The 19431-nt window shown below is 66.5% G+C and carries 15 protein-coding genes; 9 read left to right on the forward strand and 6 right to left on the reverse strand.

What is annotated here, in order from left to right; translation table 11 throughout:
• Window positions 1–38: 38 nt before the first annotated feature.
• Window positions 39–416 (reverse strand): cupredoxin domain-containing protein, encoded by a 378-nt coding sequence (locus C404_RS34190; RefSeq protein ID WP_021193210.1) that lies wholly within the window; start codon window positions 414–416, stop codon window positions 39–41.
• A 1-nt stretch (window position 417) separates the two neighbouring features.
• Window positions 418–1380 carry a metallophosphoesterase family protein gene (locus C404_RS34195; RefSeq protein ID WP_021193211.1) on the reverse strand — a complete coding sequence of 321 codons (963 nt, stop codon included), beginning with the start codon at window positions 1378–1380 and terminating at the stop codon, window positions 418–420.
• Between the two features lie 209 nt (window positions 1381–1589).
• On the opposite strand from C404_RS34195, the gene C404_RS34200 reads away from it, so the two are divergent.
• The 9 genes from C404_RS34200 to C404_RS34240 all read left to right on the forward strand — a co-directional run bounded on the left by C404_RS34200 (window position 1590) and on the right by C404_RS34240 (window position 12175).
• Complete coding sequence (locus C404_RS34200; protein ID WP_021193212.1) at window positions 1590–2231, forward strand: RNA polymerase sigma factor; 642 nt, start codon at window positions 1590–1592, stop codon at window positions 2229–2231.
• On the forward strand, window positions 2221–3054 hold the full coding sequence (locus C404_RS34205) for an anti-sigma factor family protein (RefSeq protein ID WP_021193213.1): 834 nt from the start codon (window positions 2221–2223) through the stop codon (window positions 3052–3054). Before C404_RS34200 ends, C404_RS34205 begins: the two co-directional genes overlap by 11 nt.
• 251 nt (window positions 3055–3305) lie before the next feature.
• A complete protein-coding gene (locus C404_RS34210; RefSeq protein WP_021193214.1) occupies window positions 3306–4982 on the forward strand; it encodes a methyl-accepting chemotaxis protein in 1677 nt (558 codons plus the stop codon).
• A 36-nt stretch (window positions 4983–5018) separates the two neighbouring features.
• Entirely contained in the window at window positions 5019–5501 is a 483-nt protein-coding gene (locus tag C404_RS34215; RefSeq protein ID WP_021193215.1) for a chemotaxis protein CheW, read from the forward strand.
• Between the two features lie 5 nt (window positions 5502–5506).
• Entirely contained in the window at window positions 5507–6946 is a 1440-nt protein-coding gene (locus C404_RS34220; protein WP_021193216.1) for a CheR family methyltransferase, read from the forward strand.
• Window positions 6927–7631, forward strand: a complete 705-nt coding sequence (locus C404_RS34225; RefSeq protein WP_021193217.1) for a chemotaxis protein CheW — start codon at window positions 6927–6929, stop codon at window positions 7629–7631. Before C404_RS34220 ends, C404_RS34225 begins: the two co-directional genes overlap by 20 nt.
• Window positions 7628–9997 carry a hybrid sensor histidine kinase/response regulator gene (locus C404_RS34230; protein WP_021193218.1) on the forward strand — a complete coding sequence of 790 codons (2370 nt, stop codon included), beginning with the start codon at window positions 7628–7630 and terminating at the stop codon, window positions 9995–9997. The genes C404_RS34225 and C404_RS34230 overlap by 4 nt, the downstream gene beginning before the upstream one ends.
• Complete coding sequence (locus C404_RS34235; protein ID WP_021193219.1) at window positions 9994–11001, forward strand: chemotaxis response regulator protein-glutamate methylesterase; 1008 nt, start codon at window positions 9994–9996, stop codon at window positions 10999–11001. The genes C404_RS34230 and C404_RS34235 overlap by 4 nt, the downstream gene beginning before the upstream one ends.
• A gap of 52 nt (window positions 11002–11053) precedes the next feature.
• Window positions 11054–12175: a diguanylate cyclase domain-containing protein gene (locus C404_RS34240; RefSeq protein WP_021193220.1), complete on the forward strand. Its 1122-nt coding sequence runs from the start codon at window positions 11054–11056 to the stop codon at window positions 12173–12175.
• Here C404_RS34240 and C404_RS34245 read toward each other — a convergent pair.
• The 4 genes from C404_RS34245 to C404_RS34260 form a co-directional block, all read right to left on the reverse strand.
• Complete coding sequence (locus tag C404_RS34245) at window positions 12172–14850, reverse strand: bifunctional diguanylate cyclase/phosphodiesterase (protein WP_021193221.1); 2679 nt, start codon at window positions 14848–14850, stop codon at window positions 12172–12174. The two genes, C404_RS34240 and C404_RS34245, sit on opposite strands and share 4 nt — an antisense overlap.
• 225 nt (window positions 14851–15075) lie before the next feature.
• Window positions 15076–16035, reverse strand: a complete 960-nt coding sequence (locus tag C404_RS34250; protein ID WP_021193222.1) for a fatty acid desaturase family protein — start codon at window positions 16033–16035, stop codon at window positions 15076–15078.
• A 27-nt stretch (window positions 16036–16062) separates the two neighbouring features.
• Window positions 16063–18189 carry a 3-hydroxyacyl-CoA dehydrogenase NAD-binding domain-containing protein gene (locus C404_RS34255; protein WP_021193223.1) on the reverse strand — a complete coding sequence of 709 codons (2127 nt, stop codon included), beginning with the start codon at window positions 18187–18189 and terminating at the stop codon, window positions 16063–16065.
• 12 nt (window positions 18190–18201) lie between these two features.
• Complete coding sequence (locus tag C404_RS34260; RefSeq protein WP_021193224.1) at window positions 18202–19407, reverse strand: acetyl-CoA C-acetyltransferase; 1206 nt, start codon at window positions 19405–19407, stop codon at window positions 18202–18204.
• Window positions 19408–19431: the final 24 nt, after the last annotated feature.

Genomic DNA, 19431 nt, shown 5'->3' on the forward strand with positions numbered 1-19431 from the left:
ATTTCAGGGCGTTTTCTTTGGTACGAGTTGCGCTTGCCTTATGTTACCGTCAACGTCCCATTCATCGTCTCATGCCCCGAGCCGCAGAAGATGTCGCACAGGAAATCAAACGTGCCGGTCTTGTCAGGCGTGAGCGCCAGGCGCACCGTCTGCCCCGGCACCACATCCGCCCGCACGTTGAAATCCGGAATCGCAAAGCCCATCAGGATGTCCTGCCCGGTCAACTCAAACACCACGGGTACGCCGCGTTTGAGCGTGATCTTGTCGGGCGTGAAGGTGAACTTGCGCGCGTGCACGCGGATCACCTGCGGGCCTTCGCCATGCGCAACGCAGGCGAGTGCGGCACCAGCGGCGAGTACGGTGAACTGACGCAGCGCCAGGCGCCGCTTGGGGTTGAGTGCAAGGGTGGGGCGCATGTCAGCTGGTCTCCGGGGTCTTGGTGGTGGCGTTGGTCTCGCTGCTGGCCTGGATCGGTTGTTCGGCCAGCGCCCAGGTGGCAGCATCCTGCTTGCCGTGTTCGGTGATGCTGCGCCAGCCCAGGCCGCGATACGGCGCGGCGGTATCCCACGGGATCGGGTTGCGTTTGGCTTGCGAGCCCGGTGCGGGTGGCGCAGGCAGCGGGAACATCAGCGAGCGCGCCGAGTGGTGCGCGATGTGCCCGGTCATGTGGTGGTGTTCCTGGTGGATGTGGCCGTAGAAGACGGTCACGTTCCGGTGCGGCATCAGCAGGTCTATTACCTGCTGACCGTCGCGCGTGGCCCAGTCCCACTGCGGGTACAGATCAAACAGCGGGCGGTGCGTGAACACCACGACGGGCGTGTGCTCCGGCACCGAGCGGATGTCTGCGGCCAGCCAGGCAAGCTGCGCCTCGCCCACGCGTGCGGATGGGTCCGACACGTTATCGATGGCGATGAAGTGCACGCCCTTGTGGTCGAACGAATAATGCGTGCGGCCGAACAATTCGATGTAGGCGGCGCCGTTGTCGAGCGAGGCGTCGTGCTCGCCCGGCATGTAATGCACCACCGGTACCGTGAGCTTGGCAGCGATATCGCGGAACTCTGTCAGCCGCCTGCGGCGCTCGTCAGGGTCGTCGCTGATGTGGGTGAGGTCACCTGTAAAGACAACGAAATCAGGGGCGGGAGACAGCGCGTTCACGGCGGCAATCGCCTTGGGCAGTGTGCCGCGCGCGTCGGGGTTGGGCGCGCCCTTGAAGCCCCAGTGGCAGTCCGATAGCTGCACGAAATAGAAGTCTTCCTGCTTGCCGCCTACTGCGCGCGTGGTGGCGGCCATTGCCTGCCAGCCGGGCAGGCCGGAGGCATACACCAGACCGCCGACCGCGGCCAGTTGCAGAAACTGGCGTCGTCCGGGTTGTTTGCTCATGGGGTGTCCCCTGCGTTGGGTTGCTGATTCGGTCGTTGATCCAGCGCAATGGAGAACAATGAAGAGAGATGGCGCGCCGGTCCTGTCTGTCATACCGGCCGGCGTGGGCGCGTATTCCACAAAACGCGCGTTTTCAACGAAATTTCTTTCGGCGGGAATAAACTGGATTGCACCCCGGTAGTACGTTCGTCAACCGCCATCAGGCCGCCATGTCCGACCTGTCAGACCCCACGCTCGATCTGCCCACCGACGCCCAGCGCTTCGCCCAGGCGGTGCTGCCGCATGTCGATGCGGCCTACAACCTGGCGCGCTGGCTCTCGGGCGATACGCAGGACGCCGACGACATCGTCCAGGAAGCCTGCCTGCGCGCGTTCCGGCTGTTTGGCGGATTCCGGGGCGGTGATGGTCGCCCCTGGCTGCTGGCGATCGTGCGCAACACGTGGTTCTCGGAATGCGCGCGCCGCAAGCAGGCACCCGCCCAACCGTGGAATGACGAGGCCGCCGCCAGCCAGGCCCAGGCCGATGACGACAGCGCCAGCTACGGTGTGGACCCGGCCGCGCTGCTCGCCCGTATCGACGATGTGCGCCGGGTGCATGCCGCGCTGGCGCAATTGCCGGTGCCGTATCGCGAGGTGCTCGTATTGCGCGAGCTGGAAGATCTGCCGTACCGCGACATTGCCGCCGTGGTTGATGCACCCATCGGCACGGTCATGTCGCGGCTGGCGCGTGCGCGGCAGCAGCTCGCGCGCCTGTTGACCGAAGACACCGCGCCCCCGCGCACCAATGTCACGCCGATCCGTGCATCGGGCGGCACGGGAACCAGTACCAAGGAGGCCCGCCATGAACTGTGACGACATCCGCGCTTTGCTGGCCGCGCGCGCCGATGGCGAACTCGGTGCGGCCGACAGCCTGCGCATGGAAACGCATCTGGGCACCTGCGCGGCCTGCACGGACGTTGCCACGCGCCACGACACCGTGGTGCGGGCGCTGCGCCAGGGGCTGCGCGCGCCAGCGCTGTACATGAAAGCGCCCGCAGGTTTGAGCGAGCGCGTGCTGCACGCTGTGCAGGTTGAAGCGCAGGCCAAAACCGGTGCGCGGCATACACCGCCACCTGTGCCTGCCCGCGCGCCGCGTCGGGCCGAATCCGTCTGGCAGCGTCTGGCCGGATGGCTGATTACGCCAACCCGGGGCCTCGGCGTGGCGGCGGGTGCGCTGGCAGCCGTGGCGCTTGGCGTGGGGGTGCTGGTCGGCCGGCCTGATGCTGCTGCGCTCACTGCGCACGACATCACCGCCAGCCATGTGCGGGCGCTGCTGGGCGCACGTGAGACCGATGTGCTGTCGTCGGACCGCCACACGGTCAAGCCCTGGTTCAACGGCCGGATCGACTACGCGCCGCCGGTCACGGACCTCGCCACGCGCGGTTTCCCGCTCATCGGCGGGCGGCTGGATTACATCGACGGCCGCCCGGTGGCCGTGCTGGTGTATCGGTCCGCGCAGCATCCGGTTGATCTGTACGTGCGCCCCGAGGCCGGCGGCGACGCCGAGCCCGCCCTGCGCACGGAACGCGGTTATCAGTTGATGTATTGGCGCAGTGCCGGCATGGGCTACTGGGCCATCACCGATGCCTCTGCTGACGTAGTGCAAGCGTTTGCGCGTGCCGTGCGCGGTGGTTGAAACCGGTCTTTCTTTCGCGCGTGTGCCCCGGCGCAACGCGCGCCCACAGTGTGCACTTTTGCCGCACCGTGCCGAATGACTGCAATGTTGCCGACGGCTGTCCTGGCAAGGACTTACCCGAATTTGTGTCCGATCGCAAAGGTTTCGGTTCCGGTGGCCGATACGTTCCTTTACCATTCAACTCAGTTTTGTGAGGTGTGCTCTGCGAGCCGCTTCCATGTCTTCCCGGTATCTGTTTGATAGGTTTAAACATGGTTTCTGCGACGCCCCGCATCAGCAACGCAACCCTGGCAAGCATGCTTCGCGGCGGCCGGTTCTCTCTCGGCAACCGCATCGTCTTCAGCTTTGGTGTGCTGTTCGTATTGATGGTCGTCATGGCGGTGGTGTCTTACGACCGCCTGCGCGTGATTGACGAAGAAGCCGTGAGCCTGGAGCGCGACTCCGTGCCGGGGCTGTATCTGGCGACGGCGCTGCGTGGAGCCACGCGCAACAGCCATGCAACGCTCGAACGTGCCCTGTTTGTCGACGCCGACGCTGCAACCGCCAACCGTGATCTTGAGCGCGCCGCCCAGAGCGTGCGCGAGCTCGACCAGCACTCGGCTGCCTACGAGGCCACGATCTTCCGCGAAGACGACCGCCAGCGCTTCCGCGCCTATCGCGCAGTCGTTGACAAGTACCTGCCGATGTTCAACGAGGCCATGCAACTGGCGCGCACCTCCAAGCCCGCCGCACAGGCGGCTACCGTGCGTGGCACCGCACTCTGGGAGGAAGCCACGGTGCTCGCCGACGGGCTGGTCTCCGACAACCGCAAGGTGGCCGATGAATCGGCACGGCAGATCCGCGTCTCCGTGCAAGGCGCCGAGGTGACGCTGGCCGTGGCGCTGGGCTTGGTGCTGCTGGCGGCGCTGGTGCTCGGCTACGTCCTGCACAAGGCGATTACCGTGCCGATGGCGCGGCTGGTGCAGGTGCACGACAACATGCGCACCGGCAATCTGTCTGGGCGGCTGGACCTGCACCGCAGCGATGAATTCGGCACGCTGGAAGAAGGCTTCAACCGCATGGCCGAAGAGCTGGCGAGCCTGGTGTCGCAGGCGCAGAAGTCGTCGCTGCAGGTGACGACCTCGGTGGCCGAGATTGCCGCCACCTCCAAGGAGCAGCAGGCCACCGCTGCCGAGACGGCCGCCACCACCACCGAGATCGGCGCGACCTCGCGCGAGATCTTCGCCACTTCGCGCGACTTGCTGCGCACCATGAACGAGGTGTCGACCGTGGCCGAGCAGTCGGCCACGCTGGCCGGCGCCAGCCAAAGCGGCCTCACCCGCATGGAAGACACCATGCGCGGCGTGATGGAAGCGGCGGGTTCGGTCAACGCCAAGCTGGCGATCCTCAACGAGAAGGCGACCAACATCAACCAGGTGGTGTCGACCATCACCAAGGTGGCGGACCAGACCAACCTGTTGTCGCTCAATGCCGCCATCGAGGCGGAAAAGGCCGGCGAATACGGCCGCGGCTTTGCGGTGGTTGCCACCGAGATCCGTCGCCTGGCAGACCAGACGGCCGTGGCCACCTACGACATCGAGCAGACCGTGAAAGAGATCCAGTCTGCCGTGTCCGCCGGTGTGATGGGCATGGACAAGTTCTCGGAAGAAGTGCGGCGCGGCATGCGCGATGTGCAGCAGGTCGGCACGCAGCTCTCGCAGATCATTACCGAAGTGCAGACGCTGGCGCCGCGCTTCCAGATGGTGAACGAAGGCATGCAGACGCAGGCCACCGGTGCCGAGCAGATCACGCAGGCGCTGTCGCAGTTGTCGGAGGCCGCGCAGCAGACGGCGGAATCGCTGCGCCAGTCGTCGCAGGCGATTGATGACCTGACGCTGGTGGCCAACCAGCTTCGTACCGGCGTGTCGCGTTTCAAGATCGAAGCCTGACGCCTGCCGGAGTTTTTTGCTGTAGCGAGAATCGCCATGCTTTACCTCCTGTTTGAACTCGATGGCGACCGCTATGCGCTCGATGTGGCGCAGATTGCCGAAGTGCTGCCGCTGGCCGCACCCAAGGCGATTCCCGGCGCGCCCGCATGGGTGGCTGGGCTGATCGAGCGGCATGGCACGCCGGTGCCGGTGATTGACGTGCCGCAGCTTGCGCTTGGCCGCGCGGCGCGGCCGCTGCGCTCCACCCGCCTGGTGCTGGTGCAGTACGAGGCAGACACACGCGGTGGCGATGCACCACTGCTCGGTCTGATTGTCGAACACGCCACCCACACGCGCCGCATTGATGCGGCGCGTTTTGCCGACAGCGGCATCGCCATGCCCAACGCGCGTTGGCTCGGGCCCGTCGCCAGTTTGGAAGATGGCCTCGTGCAGCGTGTCGATGCCCAGGCGATGCTCGATGCGCAGGCGCGTGCGCTGCTGTTTCCGGCCGCCGTAGCCGCAGCCACACAGCCGGCCTGATCGTCATGGTGGCCGTTGACCCCCGTTTTGAAGCCTGGCTCTCGCACGAGACCGGCATTGATGCGCCATCGCTCGGCACGAACACATTGGAGCGCGTGGTGCTGGACCGCACCCGGGCCATGCTGGCTGCGCGTGGTGCACCGAACACGGTGGATGCAGCGGCGCTCGACGCGTACTGGCTGCGCCTGAATACCTCGCCCGAAGAGCGCCAGGCGCTGATCGAAGCGCTGGTCGTGCCCGAAACGTGGTTCTTCAGAGACCGCGAAGCCTTTGTTACGCTTGCCCGCCAGGCCGGTGAGAAGCTCGTGCGCGAGCCCACGCGTGTGCTGCGCATCCTGAGCGCGCCGTGCTCGACGGGCGAGGAACCCTATTCCGCGGCGATGGCGCTGCTCGACGCGGGCATCGACCCCGCACGCTTCACCATCGACGCGATCGACATCAGTGCACGCGCGCTTGAAGTGGCCAAGCGCTCGGTCTACGGGCGCAACGCGTTTCGCGGCCATCCGCTTAACTTCCGCGAACGCCATTTCACCGAGGCCGAAGGCGGCTGGCAGTTGAACGACGCCGTGCGCGGGCTGGTGCGCTTTGCGCAGGCCAATCTTTCTGATGCACCGGCTGATGCATTGACCAAGGATCGGCGCTACGACTTCATCTTCTGCCGCAACGTGCTGATCTACTTCCACCGCGATGCGCAGGACCAGGCGATCCGCCGGCTCGATTCACAACTGGCGGACGACGGCATGATCTTCGTCGGCCCGGCGGAGACGGGCCTGATGATGCGCCACGCCATGAGTTCTGCGCGCATTCCGTTGGCGTTTGCCTTCCAGCGCACGCCCGCGGGTGAGAAGCGTGTGCGGACACCGCTACCGTTCCGCTTGCCGCTGCCACCCGAGAAGCCCGCTGCGGCGCCGGTGGGTTTGCCCGGCATTACGCTGCCGACCGTGCCCGTGCGTCCGGTGGCGGCGCGCGTGCCGGCCGCCAAGCCGGCTCCCGCGTTTTCGGCACGGCCTGCGACCTTGGCCGTACCGGCCATCCCCGTTCTGGACGCCCTGCTGCCCGAGCCGCCCACCTTGGCGGAGGCACGCCGGCTGGCCGACGCCGGCCGCTTTGATGAAGCCGAGCACGTGGCGCTGGAGATCGCCAACCTGCGGGCGCCCGAAGCCGATACGTTCTACCTGCTCGGCCTGATTGCCGATGCACGCGGCCGCCACACCGATGCGGGCGACTTCTACCGCAAGGCGCTGTACCTGGAACCGGCGCACTACGAAGCCCTGACCCACCTGGCCGCGTTGCTGGACGTGGCCGGCGACACGGTCGGCGCACGCCAGCTCATGCTGCGTGCAGAGCGGGCCTTGGCGCGCCAGGGCAGGGCGCCTTCCGGACCCTCTGCACCATCCGAACCACCGCAGTACTCACGAGGAACGCATGGCGCACGCCGTCCATGACCACGCGGGCGTCACCACGCTCGTTGATGACTGCTGGAACCGCATCGGCACCCGCGGTGATCAGTCCTGCCCGCAGTTGCCAACGTACACGCGCTGCCTGAACTGCCCCGTCTTTGAACAAGGTGCCGCCGCGCTGCTCGACCGCGCACTCAGCCAGGACGATCTGGAAGCCGCCGCGCGGGCCCACCGCGACGCCGCGCCACTGCGTGCGCACGACCAGATCGACGCAGAACTGGCCGTGCTCGTCTTCCGCATTGCCGACGAATGGCTGGCGCTGCCGGCCACCGCACTGCGTCAGATCGACGAGCCACGCGCCATCCATTCGCTGCCGCATCGGCGCAATCGGGTGGTGCTGGGGCTGGTCAACATTCGCGGCGCACTGACGGTGGCGGTGTCGCTGGGCGAACTGTTGGGCCTGGACTTGTCGCGCAGTGGCAAGCACTCGAGCCGCAATGGCTACGCGCGCCTGCTGGTGGCTGCGTACCAGGATGAGCCGGCCGTCTTCCCGGTGGACGAGGTGGAGGGTGTGCTGCGCTTTCCGGCGTCTGCCTTGCTGCCGGTGCCGTCCACCTTGATCGCCGCCGCCACGGCGCACGCACGCGGCGTGCTGGCCTGGCGCGAGACCACCATCGGCCTGCTCGATGCCGATCGCCTGTTCGATTCGATTGCCCGGAGCCTGCGATGAGCATGGATGACGATCTGGGCCGCCAATCGCTGCTCGCGCTGTTTCACGAAGAGGCGCAGACGCAGACGCGCGTGCTGTCGACCGGCTTGCTGACGCTGGAACGCGCCCCCACCGACGCCGCCGCGCTGGAAGCCTGCATGCGGGCCGCGCACTCGCTCAAGGGGGCTGCGCGCATCATCGGCCTGCAGGACGGTGTGGACGTCGCGCACCGCATGGAGGAATGGTTCGTGGCCGCGCAGCGCGGCACACTGGTGCTGACGGCCGCGCATATCGATGTACTGCTGCGCGGGACGGATCTGCTGCTGCGTGTCGGCCAGCCCGCCACCGTTGGGCAAGTGCCGCGCGCGGAGATTGACGCCGTGCTCGCTGCGTTCTCTGCCGCCGATGGCGCTGAAGCTGGGCCTGCCACTACAACGTTTGCCGACCCCGAGCAGGCCGCCGAAGACGCCACGCTGAAGGCCGCGATGGCCCTGCTGAATGCCGAGGTGGCGGCGCTGTCTGCCCCGGCACCGGCCGCGCTGCCGGAACCGCAACCCGAATTACCGCCCGAGCCCATTACGCCGGCGCCACATCGCGCGCCCATCGGTGCCACGCGCCGAGGTTTCCACGACGGGCAGCGCATGCTGCGTGTGCGTGCCGACAACCTCGACCGGCTGCTGAGCCTGTCGGGGGAATCGCTGGTGGAGTCACGCTGGCTCAAGCCGTTTGGTGAGTCGATGTTGCGCGTCAAGCGCAGCCACCGCTCGGCCACGCTGGCGCTCGATACGCTGTACGAAACCCTGGTCGAGCGGCTGGACCCGCATGCCGATGCCGACATGCATGCCGCGCTCAACGACGTGCGCCAGATGCTCGGCCACATGCAGCAGACGCTGGGCGAGCACATCGACGATCTCGACCGCTTCGACCGCCGCAGCACGCACCTCGCACAGCAGTTGTACGACGAAGCCCTGCAATGCCGCATGCGCCCTTTTGGCGATGCCACACATGCGTACCCGCGCGTGGTGCGTGACTTGGCGCGTTCGCTGGCCAAGCGCGTGCGCTTTGCCATCGTGGGAGAAGCCACGCAGGTTGATCGCGACATTCTCGACATGCTGGATGCGCCGCTGGGCCATCTGCTGCGCAACGCCATCGACCACGGCGTGGAAACCCCGGAAGACCGCGAGGCACAGGGTAAGCCCGCCGAGGCCAGCATTACGCTGGAGGCGCGCCACAGTGCTGGCAAGCTGTTGATTACCGTGGCGGATGACGGCGCGGGCATCGATCTGGAAGCCGTGCGTGCAGCGGTGGTGCGGCGCGGTTTGTCCGATGCCGATACCGCCAGCCGCCTGTCGGACCATGAACTGCTCGACTTCCTGCTGCTGCCGGGCTTCTCGATGCGCGAGCAGGTGACGGACTTGTCTGGCCGTGGTGTCGGGCTCGATGCCGTGCACGAGATGGTCAAGGCGGTGCGCGGCACGGTGCGCATTCAGACCGAGCCCGGTCGCGGCACGCGCTTCATGCTGCAGTTGCCGCTCACGCTGTCGGTCATCCGCAGCCTGCTGGTGGATGTGGGCGGCGAGGCGTATGCGTTTCCGCTGGCCTACGTGCGGCGCACGCTGGAGCTGGCCCGTACCGAGATCGACATGCTCGAAGGGCAGCAGCATTTCCGCTTCGATGGCCGCCCGGTGGGGTTGGTGACCGCGCACCAGTTGCTCGGCACGCAGCCACCGGGTGAGGCGCGCGACAGTGTGCCAGTGGTCGTCATTGGCGAAGGGGCAGAGACCTACGGCATTGCCGTCGACCGCTTCCTGGGCGAGCGCATGCTGGTCGTGCAGCCGCTGGATGCACGGCTGGGCAAGGTGCGCGACATTGCCGCCGGGGCGCTGATGGAGAACGGCGACGCCGTGCTGATCGTCGACGTGGATGATCTGCTGCGCTCGGTCGACAAGCTCGTGCGTGGTGGCCAGCTCGACAAGGTGCAGCGCGGGCAGGGTGTGGTCGTGCAGCATCGCAAGCATGTGCTGGTGGTGGATGATTCGCTCACGGTGCGCGAGCTGGAGCGCAAGCTGCTGGAGAAGCGCGGCTACGTCGTTACCGTGGCCGTGGACGGCATGGACGGCTGGAACGCTCTGCGTGGCGCTCAGTTCGACCTCGTCGTCACCGACATCGACATGCCACGCATGGACGGCATCGAGCTGGTCACGCTCATCAAGCGCGATGCGGTGCTCAAGGCACTGCCGGTGATGGTCGTGTCTTACAAGGATCGGGAGGAGGATCGCCGCCGCGGGCTGGAAGCCGGCGCCGATTACTACCTCGCCAAGGGCAGTTTCCACGATGAAGCACTGCTCGACGCAGTGCGAGACCTGATTGGAGAGGCGCGGACATGAACATCGGCATCGTCAACGATATGCCGCTGGCGGTGGAAGCCATGCGCCGCACGATTGCGCGCCGGCCCGAGCACCGTGTGCTGTGGGTGGCGACCGACGGCGCGCAGGCGGTGGATTTTTGCGCCGCGCAGCCGCCCGACGTGGTGCTGATGGATCTGATCATGCCGCGCTTTGACGGCGTGGAGGCCACCCGCCGCATCATGGCATCGAGCCATCCGTGCGCGATCCTGGTGGTCACCAGCAGCGTGGGCGCCAACGCCTGGCGCGTGTACGAAGCAATGGGCGCGGGGGCACTGGATGCCGTTGATACCCCCACATTGACCAGCGGCACCGATGTCGAGTGCAACCACCCACTGCTGACCAAGATCGACCAGATTGGCCGCCTGCTGGAAAAACCCGTCATGCCCAAGCCGCGCGCCATTGCGCCTGTGCGCGGCGGTGCGGTGCCCTTGGTCGCGATCGGTGCTTCTGCGGGTGGCCCCACTGCGCTGGCTGCGGTGCTGGGCAAGCTGCCGGTGGAGTTTCCGGCCAGCATTGCCGTGGTTCAGCACGTGGACCAGGCGTTTGCCGCCGGCATGGCCGAATGGCTGGATGGCCAGACTGCATTGAAGGTGCGCGTGGCCGTCGAGGGAGATCGCCCGCGTGCCGGCGAGGTGCTGCTGGCGGCCACGAATGACCACATGCACGCGCTGCCCGGCGGCACCTTCGGCTACACACGAGAGCCGGCCGCCACGCCTTATCGGCCGTCTGTGGATGTGTTCTTTCACAGTCTGGTCGAACACTGGCAGGGCACCGCCATTGGCGTGTTGCTCACGGGCATGGGGCGCGACGGTGCCATCGGCCTGAAGGCGATGCGTGCCAAGGGCTATCACACCATCGCGCAGGACGAGGCGACCAGCGCAGTGTACGGCATGCCCAAGGCAGCGGCGGCCTTGGATGCGGCACGCGCCATCCTGCCGCTCGGCCGCATTGCCGATGAACTCACGGTGCTCGTGCGCAAATGAACGCGGCACGGGCCATGATCGACCACACATAACCAAAAACGGGGAGCATCACATGACCAACCAACCACACGACAGTCCAGGCGGCCCAGACAGCTTGGATGGCCCGGAAGACAAGCCTATTCCTGTGGCGGAAGCCACACTGGAGGCGGCGCGTGCCCTGCTGCATACGCCGGCGGCTGCCGACGTACCGGTGATGGTGCTGCTGGTGGACGACCAGGCTATCGTGGCCGAGGCCGTGCGCCAGGCGCTGGCCGGCGAAGAGCGCCTCGACTTCCACTACTGCGCGCGTTCGGACGAGGCAATGATCGCCGCCATTCAGACGCGGCCCACCGTCATCCTGCAAGACCTGGTGATGCCGGGCACCGACGGCCTGACGCTGGTGCGCGACTACCGCGCCAACCCGGTACTGCGCGATGTGCCCATCATCGTGCTGTCCACCAAGGAAGAGCCGGTCATCAAGAGTGCCGCGTTTGCCGCGGGCGCCAATGACTATCTCGTCAAGCTGCCGGACCGCATCGAGTTGCTCGCGCGCATCCGTTACCACTCGCGTTCGTACGTCAACCTGCTGCAGCGCGATGAGGCCTACCGCGCGCTGCGCCAGTCGCAGCAGCAGTTGCTGGAAGCCAACCTGGAGCTGCGCCGCCTGACCAACTCCGACGGCCTGACGGGCCTGGCCAACCGCCGCTATCTCGACGAGTATCTGGGCGCCGAGTGGCGACGCGGTGCACGCGAAGGCACGACGCTGTCGTTCCTGATGATCGACGTCGACAACTTCAAGCTCTACAACGACACCTACGGCCACGTTGCGGGTGACGAGGTGCTCAAGCGCATCGGCAGCACGGTGGAAACGTGTCTGGGCCGACCCGGTGATCTGGCCGCGCGTTTTGGCGGCGAGGAGTTTGCCGTCGTGTTGCCCGGCACCAGCGCAGAGGGGCTGACGGTACTGGCTGAAAAAATCCGGAGCGCAATCGAGGCGCTGCAGGTGCCGCACGTGCATTCGTCCACGGGTGCATACGTGACCGTGAGCGTGGGTGGCGCGATGGTCAACCCGGTGCACGATGTGCCGACCACCACGCTGATCGAAGCCGCCGACCTGGCGCTGTACCAAGCCAAGCACGAAGGCAAGAACCGCACGGTGATCGGCACCGGCGCGGGTGCCGGCCGCAGCGTCTAGGTTTCGGCGAGCTGCCGTTCGAGCACAAAGGCCTCGAACGCTGCCGGCGGCACTGGCGGGCAGAAGAGGTGGCCTTGCCCGTAGTCGCATCCGGCGGCCATGAGGATGGCGCGCTGCTCCTCGGTCTCGATGCCTTCGGCAATGACTTTGATACGCAGTGCGTGTGCCATGCTGACGATGGCGCTGCACAGCGCGATGTCTTTCGCGTCATGCGCCAGGCTGCGCACGAATGACTGGTCAATCTTGATGTAGTCGATATCGAAGCGCTTGAGGTACGACAGCGAGGAGTATCCGGTGCCGAAGTCGTCGAGCGCAATGTCAATGCCGGCGCGACGGAAGTCATTGAGGTGCTCGACCACATCGGCGTTGTCGGCCATCAAAGAACCTTCCGTGATCTCGACAACCAGGCTGTGCGGTGGAATGCCCCTGCGCATCACCACCTTGGGCCAGGACTGATCTCCCGTGGCGTTGACGCGAAACTCTATCGGCGATTTGTTGACGGACACCTGCAGCGCGTTGTCGAGCGTGGCGTGCCAGTGCATGAGCTGGTCCAGCGCCTGGTTCAACACCCACTTGCCGATCTCGACGATCAGGCCCGAGTCCTCCGCCACCGGAATGAAATCTGCCGGATCGATCTCGCCGCGCGCGGGGTGCGTCCAGCGGATCAGCGCCTCCGCCTTGCGTACCTTGCCGGTCTGCATGTCGACGATGGGCTGGTAGTGCACCGCGAGCTGGTCTTGCTGGAGCGCCACGCGCAGGTCGCTCGTGATGCGCAATCGCTCCTGTTCCGCCCGCTGCAATGCCGGTGTGAAGACGGCCCATTGATTGCGCCCGGCGCTCTTGGCGGCGAACATCGCCTGATCGGCGCGCACCAGCAACGTTTCTGCGCTGTCCGCATCGCGCGGGTACAGCGCCAGCCCAATGCTGGCCGACACCTCCACGCTTTCCTGGCCAAGCCGCAGCGGTGACGCGATCCGCGCCAGCAGGGCCCGGATGATGGGCGCCGCGGCGCCGGCATCGGACAGGTCCGGCAGGATGATGGTGAACTCGTCGCCGCCCAGCCGCGCGACCGTATCGGTACCGCGCACGATGGCCGAGATGCGGCGCGCGATCTCCTTGAGCAGGATGTCGCCCTGGTCGTGGCCAAGGGTGTCATTGACCTCCTTGAAGCGGTCCAGATCAATGAACAGCAGCGCGACTTGCGAGTGCGACTGGCGGGCCCGTGCAATCTCCTGGCGCAGACGGTCATAGAACAGGTGCCGGTTGGGCAGATCGGTGAGCGCGTCGAAGTTGGCCTGCCGCCAGATGACCTCTTCCGCGCGCTTCTTCTCGGTCATGTCGTGAATGAGCGCAACGCGGCGCGGTTCGCCCAGCGCGCTGCCGGCAAACGTGTCGATGGTCAGCAAGGCGGGGAACTCGCTGCCGTCCTTGCGGCGGATCAGGTATTCACCACTCCACGTGCCCTTGTCGGCAACGGCCGAGCGCATGGCATCGACGACGGCGCCTTCGTTGCATTCGGAGCGGATGGCATCGCTGGGCTGGCCCTTGAACTCCTGCGCGCTGTAGCCCGTCGTGACGGTAAAGGCCGGGTTGATGTCGACCACCTCGCCGTCGAGCGTCGTCACCATCATCGCTTCGCTGCTGGACGCATAGACGAGCGAGGCCATGCGCATCTCTTCCAGGTGTCGCTTGCGCTCAGCCATTTGCCGACGCAGGGTGAGATACAGCAGCCCCATCAGCAAGGTCGAGGCAATGCCCCCCACCACCGCGGTGTGCCGGTACGTCTCGAACGGCTCCAGCACCGATGCCACTGACTCGCCTACCAGGAAGTAGAGCCCGATCTCGGGCACATGGTGATAGCCGATGATGCGTTCGATGCCGTCGGTGCCCGAGACCACGCGGTAGCTGCCCGTTTCCGGCGCACCCGGTTGGTTGAACTGGCGCTTGCGCGGCGGCTTTTCCATGCCGACGGTCGGGTTGGGTACCCGGGCGATGATCAGGCCCGAGTCCTTGATGATGGTGGCCACGCCGTCCTTGCCCACGGTGAGCGTGTTGGCAAAGCCGGCAAACTGCTCCGGGCTGACCGACACCACCACCACGCCCGCAAAGCGCCCAGCCTTGAGGATGGGCCGCGTGAACTGGATGGACCACTTTTTCGAGACCTTGCCCTGGACCGGGTCACTGATGAACAGCGTGTCGCGTCCGCCCGATGCCTTGTGCACGCGAAAGTGCTCGCGCTGGCTCAGGTCAACGCGGTCGGTGACGGGGCCGATGCTGGAGTAGACCAGCATGCCGTTCTCATCGATGACGGCCACCTGGAAGGTCAGGTCGCGCACGACTTCCTGCCGTTCGTGGATGACCTGTTCGAACACCTCGCGGCCAGCCAGCCAGCTGGCGCGCAGGTCAAGCAGGAATTCCGACACGCGTCGCGTGCTGCCGAGCGAGTACTCGCCAAAGGCCTGCGCTTCGACTTCGGTGCGCGCTTCTGCGTCGCGGATCAGCCGGTCATGCTCCTTCGTGAGCTGGTGGAACGTGAACCACCAGATGAAGACCAGGCATGCCGCCACGCCGAGGTTGAGCGGCGACAGCAGCCAGCGCAGCCCAGAGGGTCTCCCCGGCCGCCTTCGCCGTTCTGACGTCGTGCCATCTGAAGCCTTCGATTGCGCCGCGGCCATCCCCACTCCAGGGTGAGCTCATCCATTTGTCTCCGGGGCCAGTCGTCTCTGGGGGACGTTTTGCGGCCCGGGGTTTCGGCAACTCCATGCACATCACTCTATATCGGAGCAGATCATCTGTGTCTTAAGCCAAACGGTAGGAGGGGGGCTAGAACAGCGCAATCGTTTGCCAGTGCATGCGCGCCTTGAGATTGGTGTTTGGGTGCAACGCGGTGCGCTGGCGGTTCAGCGCATGTTGTCGAGCATGCCGCGCGCCCGGGCGCGGGGGAGGTTGGCCGCGGGTGTGGGGTCTACCCTGTCTGAGGTATAGGCCGCCATGCACCTGCGAATCACAGCCCAGTACGAGGGCGCGACACAGCGGGCATGTGCGTAGTAGCCGCGCTGTGTCAGCAGCCGGTGCAGGGCAGGCAGCTGGTAAGACGGCACGCTCGCAGCCAGGTGATGTTCAACGTGAAAGTTCACCCGGTTCGGGCCGATCAGCAACCGCCCGAGCGGCCCAGCCAGCGTGGTGCCGGTGTTCTCGCGTGGGTCGCGCGAGAGGTGGTCGGGCACGCCGCCGTGCTCGCTCATCACCCGCACGCGCACCAGCAGCGGAAACACGAACACCATGCCGATCCACCAGCAGGCGTAGACCTGCGGCACGCCCAGCGCCCACAGCGTGCCGAACAGCACGCCATGCGAGATGAGGAAGGGGACGGTCGTCTTCCAATGGAACGTCTGCACCTGATAGACGAGGTTCTTCACGCCGTTGATGCCCGACACGTCCCGCAGCAGCTTGCGCGCAAGGCTCGCCCGCGTGGCCGGGTAGCCGTGCACGAAGGCCAGATCGGGGTCATTGGCCGTGCCGGCAGTGCGGTGATGTTCCAGATGCCCTTTGCGATACGCCCGGTACGGCACGTTGGGCAGGCCGCCGAACAGCCACGTCCCCGCCCATTCGTTCATGCGCCGCGAACGGAAGAACGCCAGATGCGCCGTGTCATGCGTGAGGATGCCCAGCCCCAGCGCGCGCCCTGCCAGCACGATGGACGCCACCCCCCACGCAAGCGGATGCGGCCACACAGCGGGCAATGCAAATGCCGCGGCAATCAACGCAAAGTTGACCGCCGTGACCCACCATGCGCGCCAGTCTGATGGCGTGGTCAACGCCTTCAGCTCGGCCTTGTCGATCACGTGCAGGACGGACATCGTGCGGCTCCTGTTTGTGTGTGTGGATCAGCGATCGTAGAACGCAGCCTGCCGCGCGGCCATGTCGCGCAACAACGCGGGCGGCGTAAAACGGCGGCCATGCTTGTCGGTCAACTGGTCGCACAGTGCGACGAACGCGCCTACACCCACGCGGTGGATGTGCGATACCGGCCCGCCCCGGAATGCCGGGAAGCCCCAGCCGAGCAATGCACCCACATCGGCATCGCGCGGGTCGGTCACCACGCGTTCGTCCAGGCAGCGGGCAGTTTCCACCGCCTGCACGGTGACGAGCCGATCGACCAGCGTCTGCACGTCGGGCTGCGTGGCGGCCTTCGGGTATTCCGTCGCCAGCCCCGGCCACAGCGTCTTCTTGCCACCCTCCTGATAGTCGTAGAAGCCCTGCCCCGCCTTGCGGCCGATGCGGCCCAGCGCCACCATGCGCTCGGCCACGGCTTCACCGGGGCGCTCGATGTAGGCGACGCCCAGGTCGGCGCGGGTCTGCTGGTTGACCTTATGGATCAGCTCGCTCGACACCTCGTCGATGAGCGCCAGCGGCCCGACCGGCATGCCCGCTTGTACCCCGGCGTTTTCGATGAGGGCAGGGGCCACGCCCTCGGCCAGCATCGCCAGCCCTTCGAGCACGTAGGTTGAGAACACGCGGCTCGTATAAAAGCCGCGGCTGTCGTTGACGACGATGGGCGTCATGCCGATGGCGCGCACGTAGTCGAGCGCCTGCGCCAGCGTGGTCTGCGAGGTCTGGCGCCCGACGATCACCTCCACCAGCGGCATCTTGTCGACCGGCGAGAAGAAGTGCAGCCCGATGAAGTTGCCCGGCCGGCTGCTGGCCTCCGCCAGCCCGGTGATCGGCAGCGTGGACGTGTTGGACGCGAAGATGGCATCCGGCGACAGCACGGCTTCGGCCTGGCGTGTGACATCGGCCTTGATGTCGCGCTGTTCGAACACGGCTTCGATGACGAGTTCGGCGCCGTCCAGATCGGCATAGCGCGTAGTGGGCTTGATGCGTGCGAGCAGCGCTTCGGCCTGCTCCGCATGCAGACGGCCGCGCTGTACCTGTTTCTCGACCAGCTTGCGCGAGTAGTCCTTGCCGCGTTCGGCGGCTTCCTGCGTGCTGTCGAGCAGTACGACCGGCAGCCCTGCCTTGGCCGTGACGTATGCGATGCCGGCACCCATCATGCCGGCGCCCAGCACACCCACCTTGGCGTAGCGGCGCACCGGCACATCGGTAGGGCGTGCGGCTAGCTTGTTGGCGGCGTTCAGGCTGAAGAAGAGGGTGCGGATCATCGCGCGTGCCTCGGGCGAGAGCACGGCCTGCACGAAGTAGCGCGCCTCCGTCTTCAGGCCCGTATCCAGATCGGTGATGAGCCCTTCGTACACGCATGACAGGATGCTGGCCGCCGCCGGGTAGTTGCCGTAGGTCTTCTGCCGCAGCATGGCGTTGGCCGCCGTGAAGATCTGCTGCACGGCGGGGCTGGAGATGCCGCCACCGGGCACCTTGTAGCCTTTGATATCCCACGGTTGCTGTGCGTGGGTTTGGCCTTCGCCAAGCAGCCACGCGCGTGCGGCGTCGGCTTCCTCACCGGCATTGACCACCGCATCGACGATGCCGAGCTTGAGCGCCTCGGCAGCCTTGATGCGCTTGCCTTCCAGCAGCATCGGCAGCGCTTTCTGCACGCCAATTAAACGCGGCAGCCGTTGCGTGCCGCCACCGCCCGGCAGCAGGCCCAGCGTGACTTCCGGCAAGCCGAAACGCGCACGTGCGTTGTCGGCGGCCACGCGGTAGTGGCAGGCGAGTGCAATCTCCAACCCACCTCCCAGCGTAGAGCCGGGCAGCGCGGCGGCGACGGGTTTGCCGCAGGTTTCCAGCTTGCGCAACGCGCGGTGCAGTTCGCACGTGCGATCGAACAGTGTGGCCGCGTCGTCGCTGGCCTGCAGCCATTCCAGATCGCCGCCCGCAATGAAATCCGGCTTGGCGGAGGTGATGAGGATGCCCTTGACGTTGGCATCCGCCACCACCTGGTCGATGGCGGCGAAGAAGGCGGCGCAAGTCTCGCCGTTGAGTACGTTCTGTGCGCGGCCCGGCTGGTTCCACGAGAGCGTGGCGATGCCGTCGGCGTCGATGGTGATGTCGATCATGTCGGCGCTCCCTTAGATGCGTTCGATGATGGTGGCGGTGCCCATGCCCGCACCCACGCACAGCGTGGCGAGGCCCGTGCTGGCGCCACGGCGCTCCAACTCGTCGAGCAGCGTGCCGAGGATCATGGCGCCCGTTGCGCCCAGCGGATGGCCCATCGCAATCGCGCCGCCGTTCACGTTGATCTTGTCGTGCGGCACGGCCATGACCTCCATGAAGCGCAGCACCACGGAGGCGAACGCTTCGTTGAGTTCGTACAGGTCGATGTCGGATGCGCGCATACCGGCGCGCTTGAGCGCTTTCTCGGCGGCGTAGGACGGGCCGGTCAGCATGATCGACGGCTCCGAGCCGATGCTCGCAAAGCTGCGGATGCGTGCCCGCGGTTTGAGGCCGGCACGCTGGCCCGCCTCACGGCTGCCGATGAGCACAGCGGCGGCGCCATCGACGATGCCTGAGCTGTTGCCGGCGTGGTGCACGTGTTCGATGCGCTCCAGCTCCGGATAACGCTGGCGGATCACGGCGTCAAAGCCGTATTGCTCGCCGAGTTCCGCAAACGACGGTTTGAGTTGTGCGAGCGTATCCACCGTGGTTTGCGGGCGGATCATCTCGTCGCGGTCGAGGATGGTGAGACCGTTCTGGTCGCGCACCGGCACGATGGAACCTGTGAACCGGCCTGCCGTGGCGGCAGCATGCGCGCGGCGATGGCTCTCGGCAGCGTAGGCGTCGACATCGCGGCGGCTGTAGCCAGACTGGGTGGCGATGGTGTCGGCTGACACGCCCTGGGGCACGAAGTACAGCGGAATGGCGGCGGCCGGATCGACCGGCCACGCACCGCCGCTGGCACCCATCGGCACGCGCGACATGCTCTCCACGCCGCCGCCGATGGCGAAGTCGCTCTGCCCGGCCATCACCTGCGCGGCGGCCATGTTGCAGGCCTCCAGGCCAGAGGCGCAGAAGCGGTTGATTTGCACGCCGGCCGTCGTTTCGGCATAGCCGGCGGCAAGCACCGCCACGCGGCCGATGCAGGCGCCTTGTTCGCCTACGGGCTCGACGCAGCCGAGCACCACGTCATCCACCAACGCGGTGTCGAGCTGATTGCGGTCACGGATGGCGCGCAGTGCGGTTGCGGCCAGGCGCAGCGGCGTCACGCCGTGCAGGCTGCCATCCTTCTTGCCTTTGCCGCGCGGCGTGCGTACGGCGTCGTAGATATAGGCTTCCATCGGGTTCGGTCCTTGGTGTTGTAC

Source organism: Ralstonia sp. AU12-08, assembly GCF_000442475.1.
Classification (GTDB): Bacteria; Pseudomonadota; Gammaproteobacteria; order Burkholderiales; family Burkholderiaceae; genus Ralstonia; species Ralstonia insidiosa.

Coding starts and splice junctions, on each gene's coding strand:
- C404_RS34190 (WP_021193210.1), bottom strand. CDS start 416: ATGCGCCCCACCCTTGCACTCAACCCCAAGCGGCGCCTGGCGCTGCGT.
- C404_RS34195 (WP_021193211.1), bottom strand. CDS start 1,380: ATGAGCAAACAACCCGGACGACGCCAGTTTCTGCAACTGGCCGCGGTC.
- C404_RS34200 (WP_021193212.1), top strand. CDS start 1,590: ATGTCCGACCTGTCAGACCCCACGCTCGATCTGCCCACCGACGCCCAG.
- C404_RS34205 (WP_021193213.1), top strand. CDS start 2,221: ATGAACTGTGACGACATCCGCGCTTTGCTGGCCGCGCGCGCCGATGGC.
- C404_RS34210 (WP_021193214.1), top strand. CDS start 3,306: ATGGTTTCTGCGACGCCCCGCATCAGCAACGCAACCCTGGCAAGCATG.
- C404_RS34215 (WP_021193215.1), top strand. CDS start 5,019: ATGCTTTACCTCCTGTTTGAACTCGATGGCGACCGCTATGCGCTCGAT.
- C404_RS34220 (WP_021193216.1), top strand. CDS start 5,507: ATGGTGGCCGTTGACCCCCGTTTTGAAGCCTGGCTCTCGCACGAGACC.
- C404_RS34225 (WP_021193217.1), top strand. CDS start 6,927: ATGGCGCACGCCGTCCATGACCACGCGGGCGTCACCACGCTCGTTGAT.
- C404_RS34230 (WP_021193218.1), top strand. CDS start 7,628: ATGAGCATGGATGACGATCTGGGCCGCCAATCGCTGCTCGCGCTGTTT.
- C404_RS34235 (WP_021193219.1), top strand. CDS start 9,994: ATGAACATCGGCATCGTCAACGATATGCCGCTGGCGGTGGAAGCCATG.
- C404_RS34240 (WP_021193220.1), top strand. CDS start 11,054: ATGACCAACCAACCACACGACAGTCCAGGCGGCCCAGACAGCTTGGAT.
- C404_RS34245 (WP_021193221.1), bottom strand. CDS start 14,850: ATGGCCGCGGCGCAATCGAAGGCTTCAGATGGCACGACGTCAGAACGG.
- C404_RS34250 (WP_021193222.1), bottom strand. CDS start 16,035: ATGTCCGTCCTGCACGTGATCGACAAGGCCGAGCTGAAGGCGTTGACC.
- C404_RS34255 (WP_021193223.1), bottom strand. CDS start 18,189: ATGATCGACATCACCATCGACGCCGACGGCATCGCCACGCTCTCGTGG.
- C404_RS34260 (WP_021193224.1), bottom strand. CDS start 19,407: ATGGAAGCCTATATCTACGACGCCGTACGCACGCCGCGCGGCAAAGGC.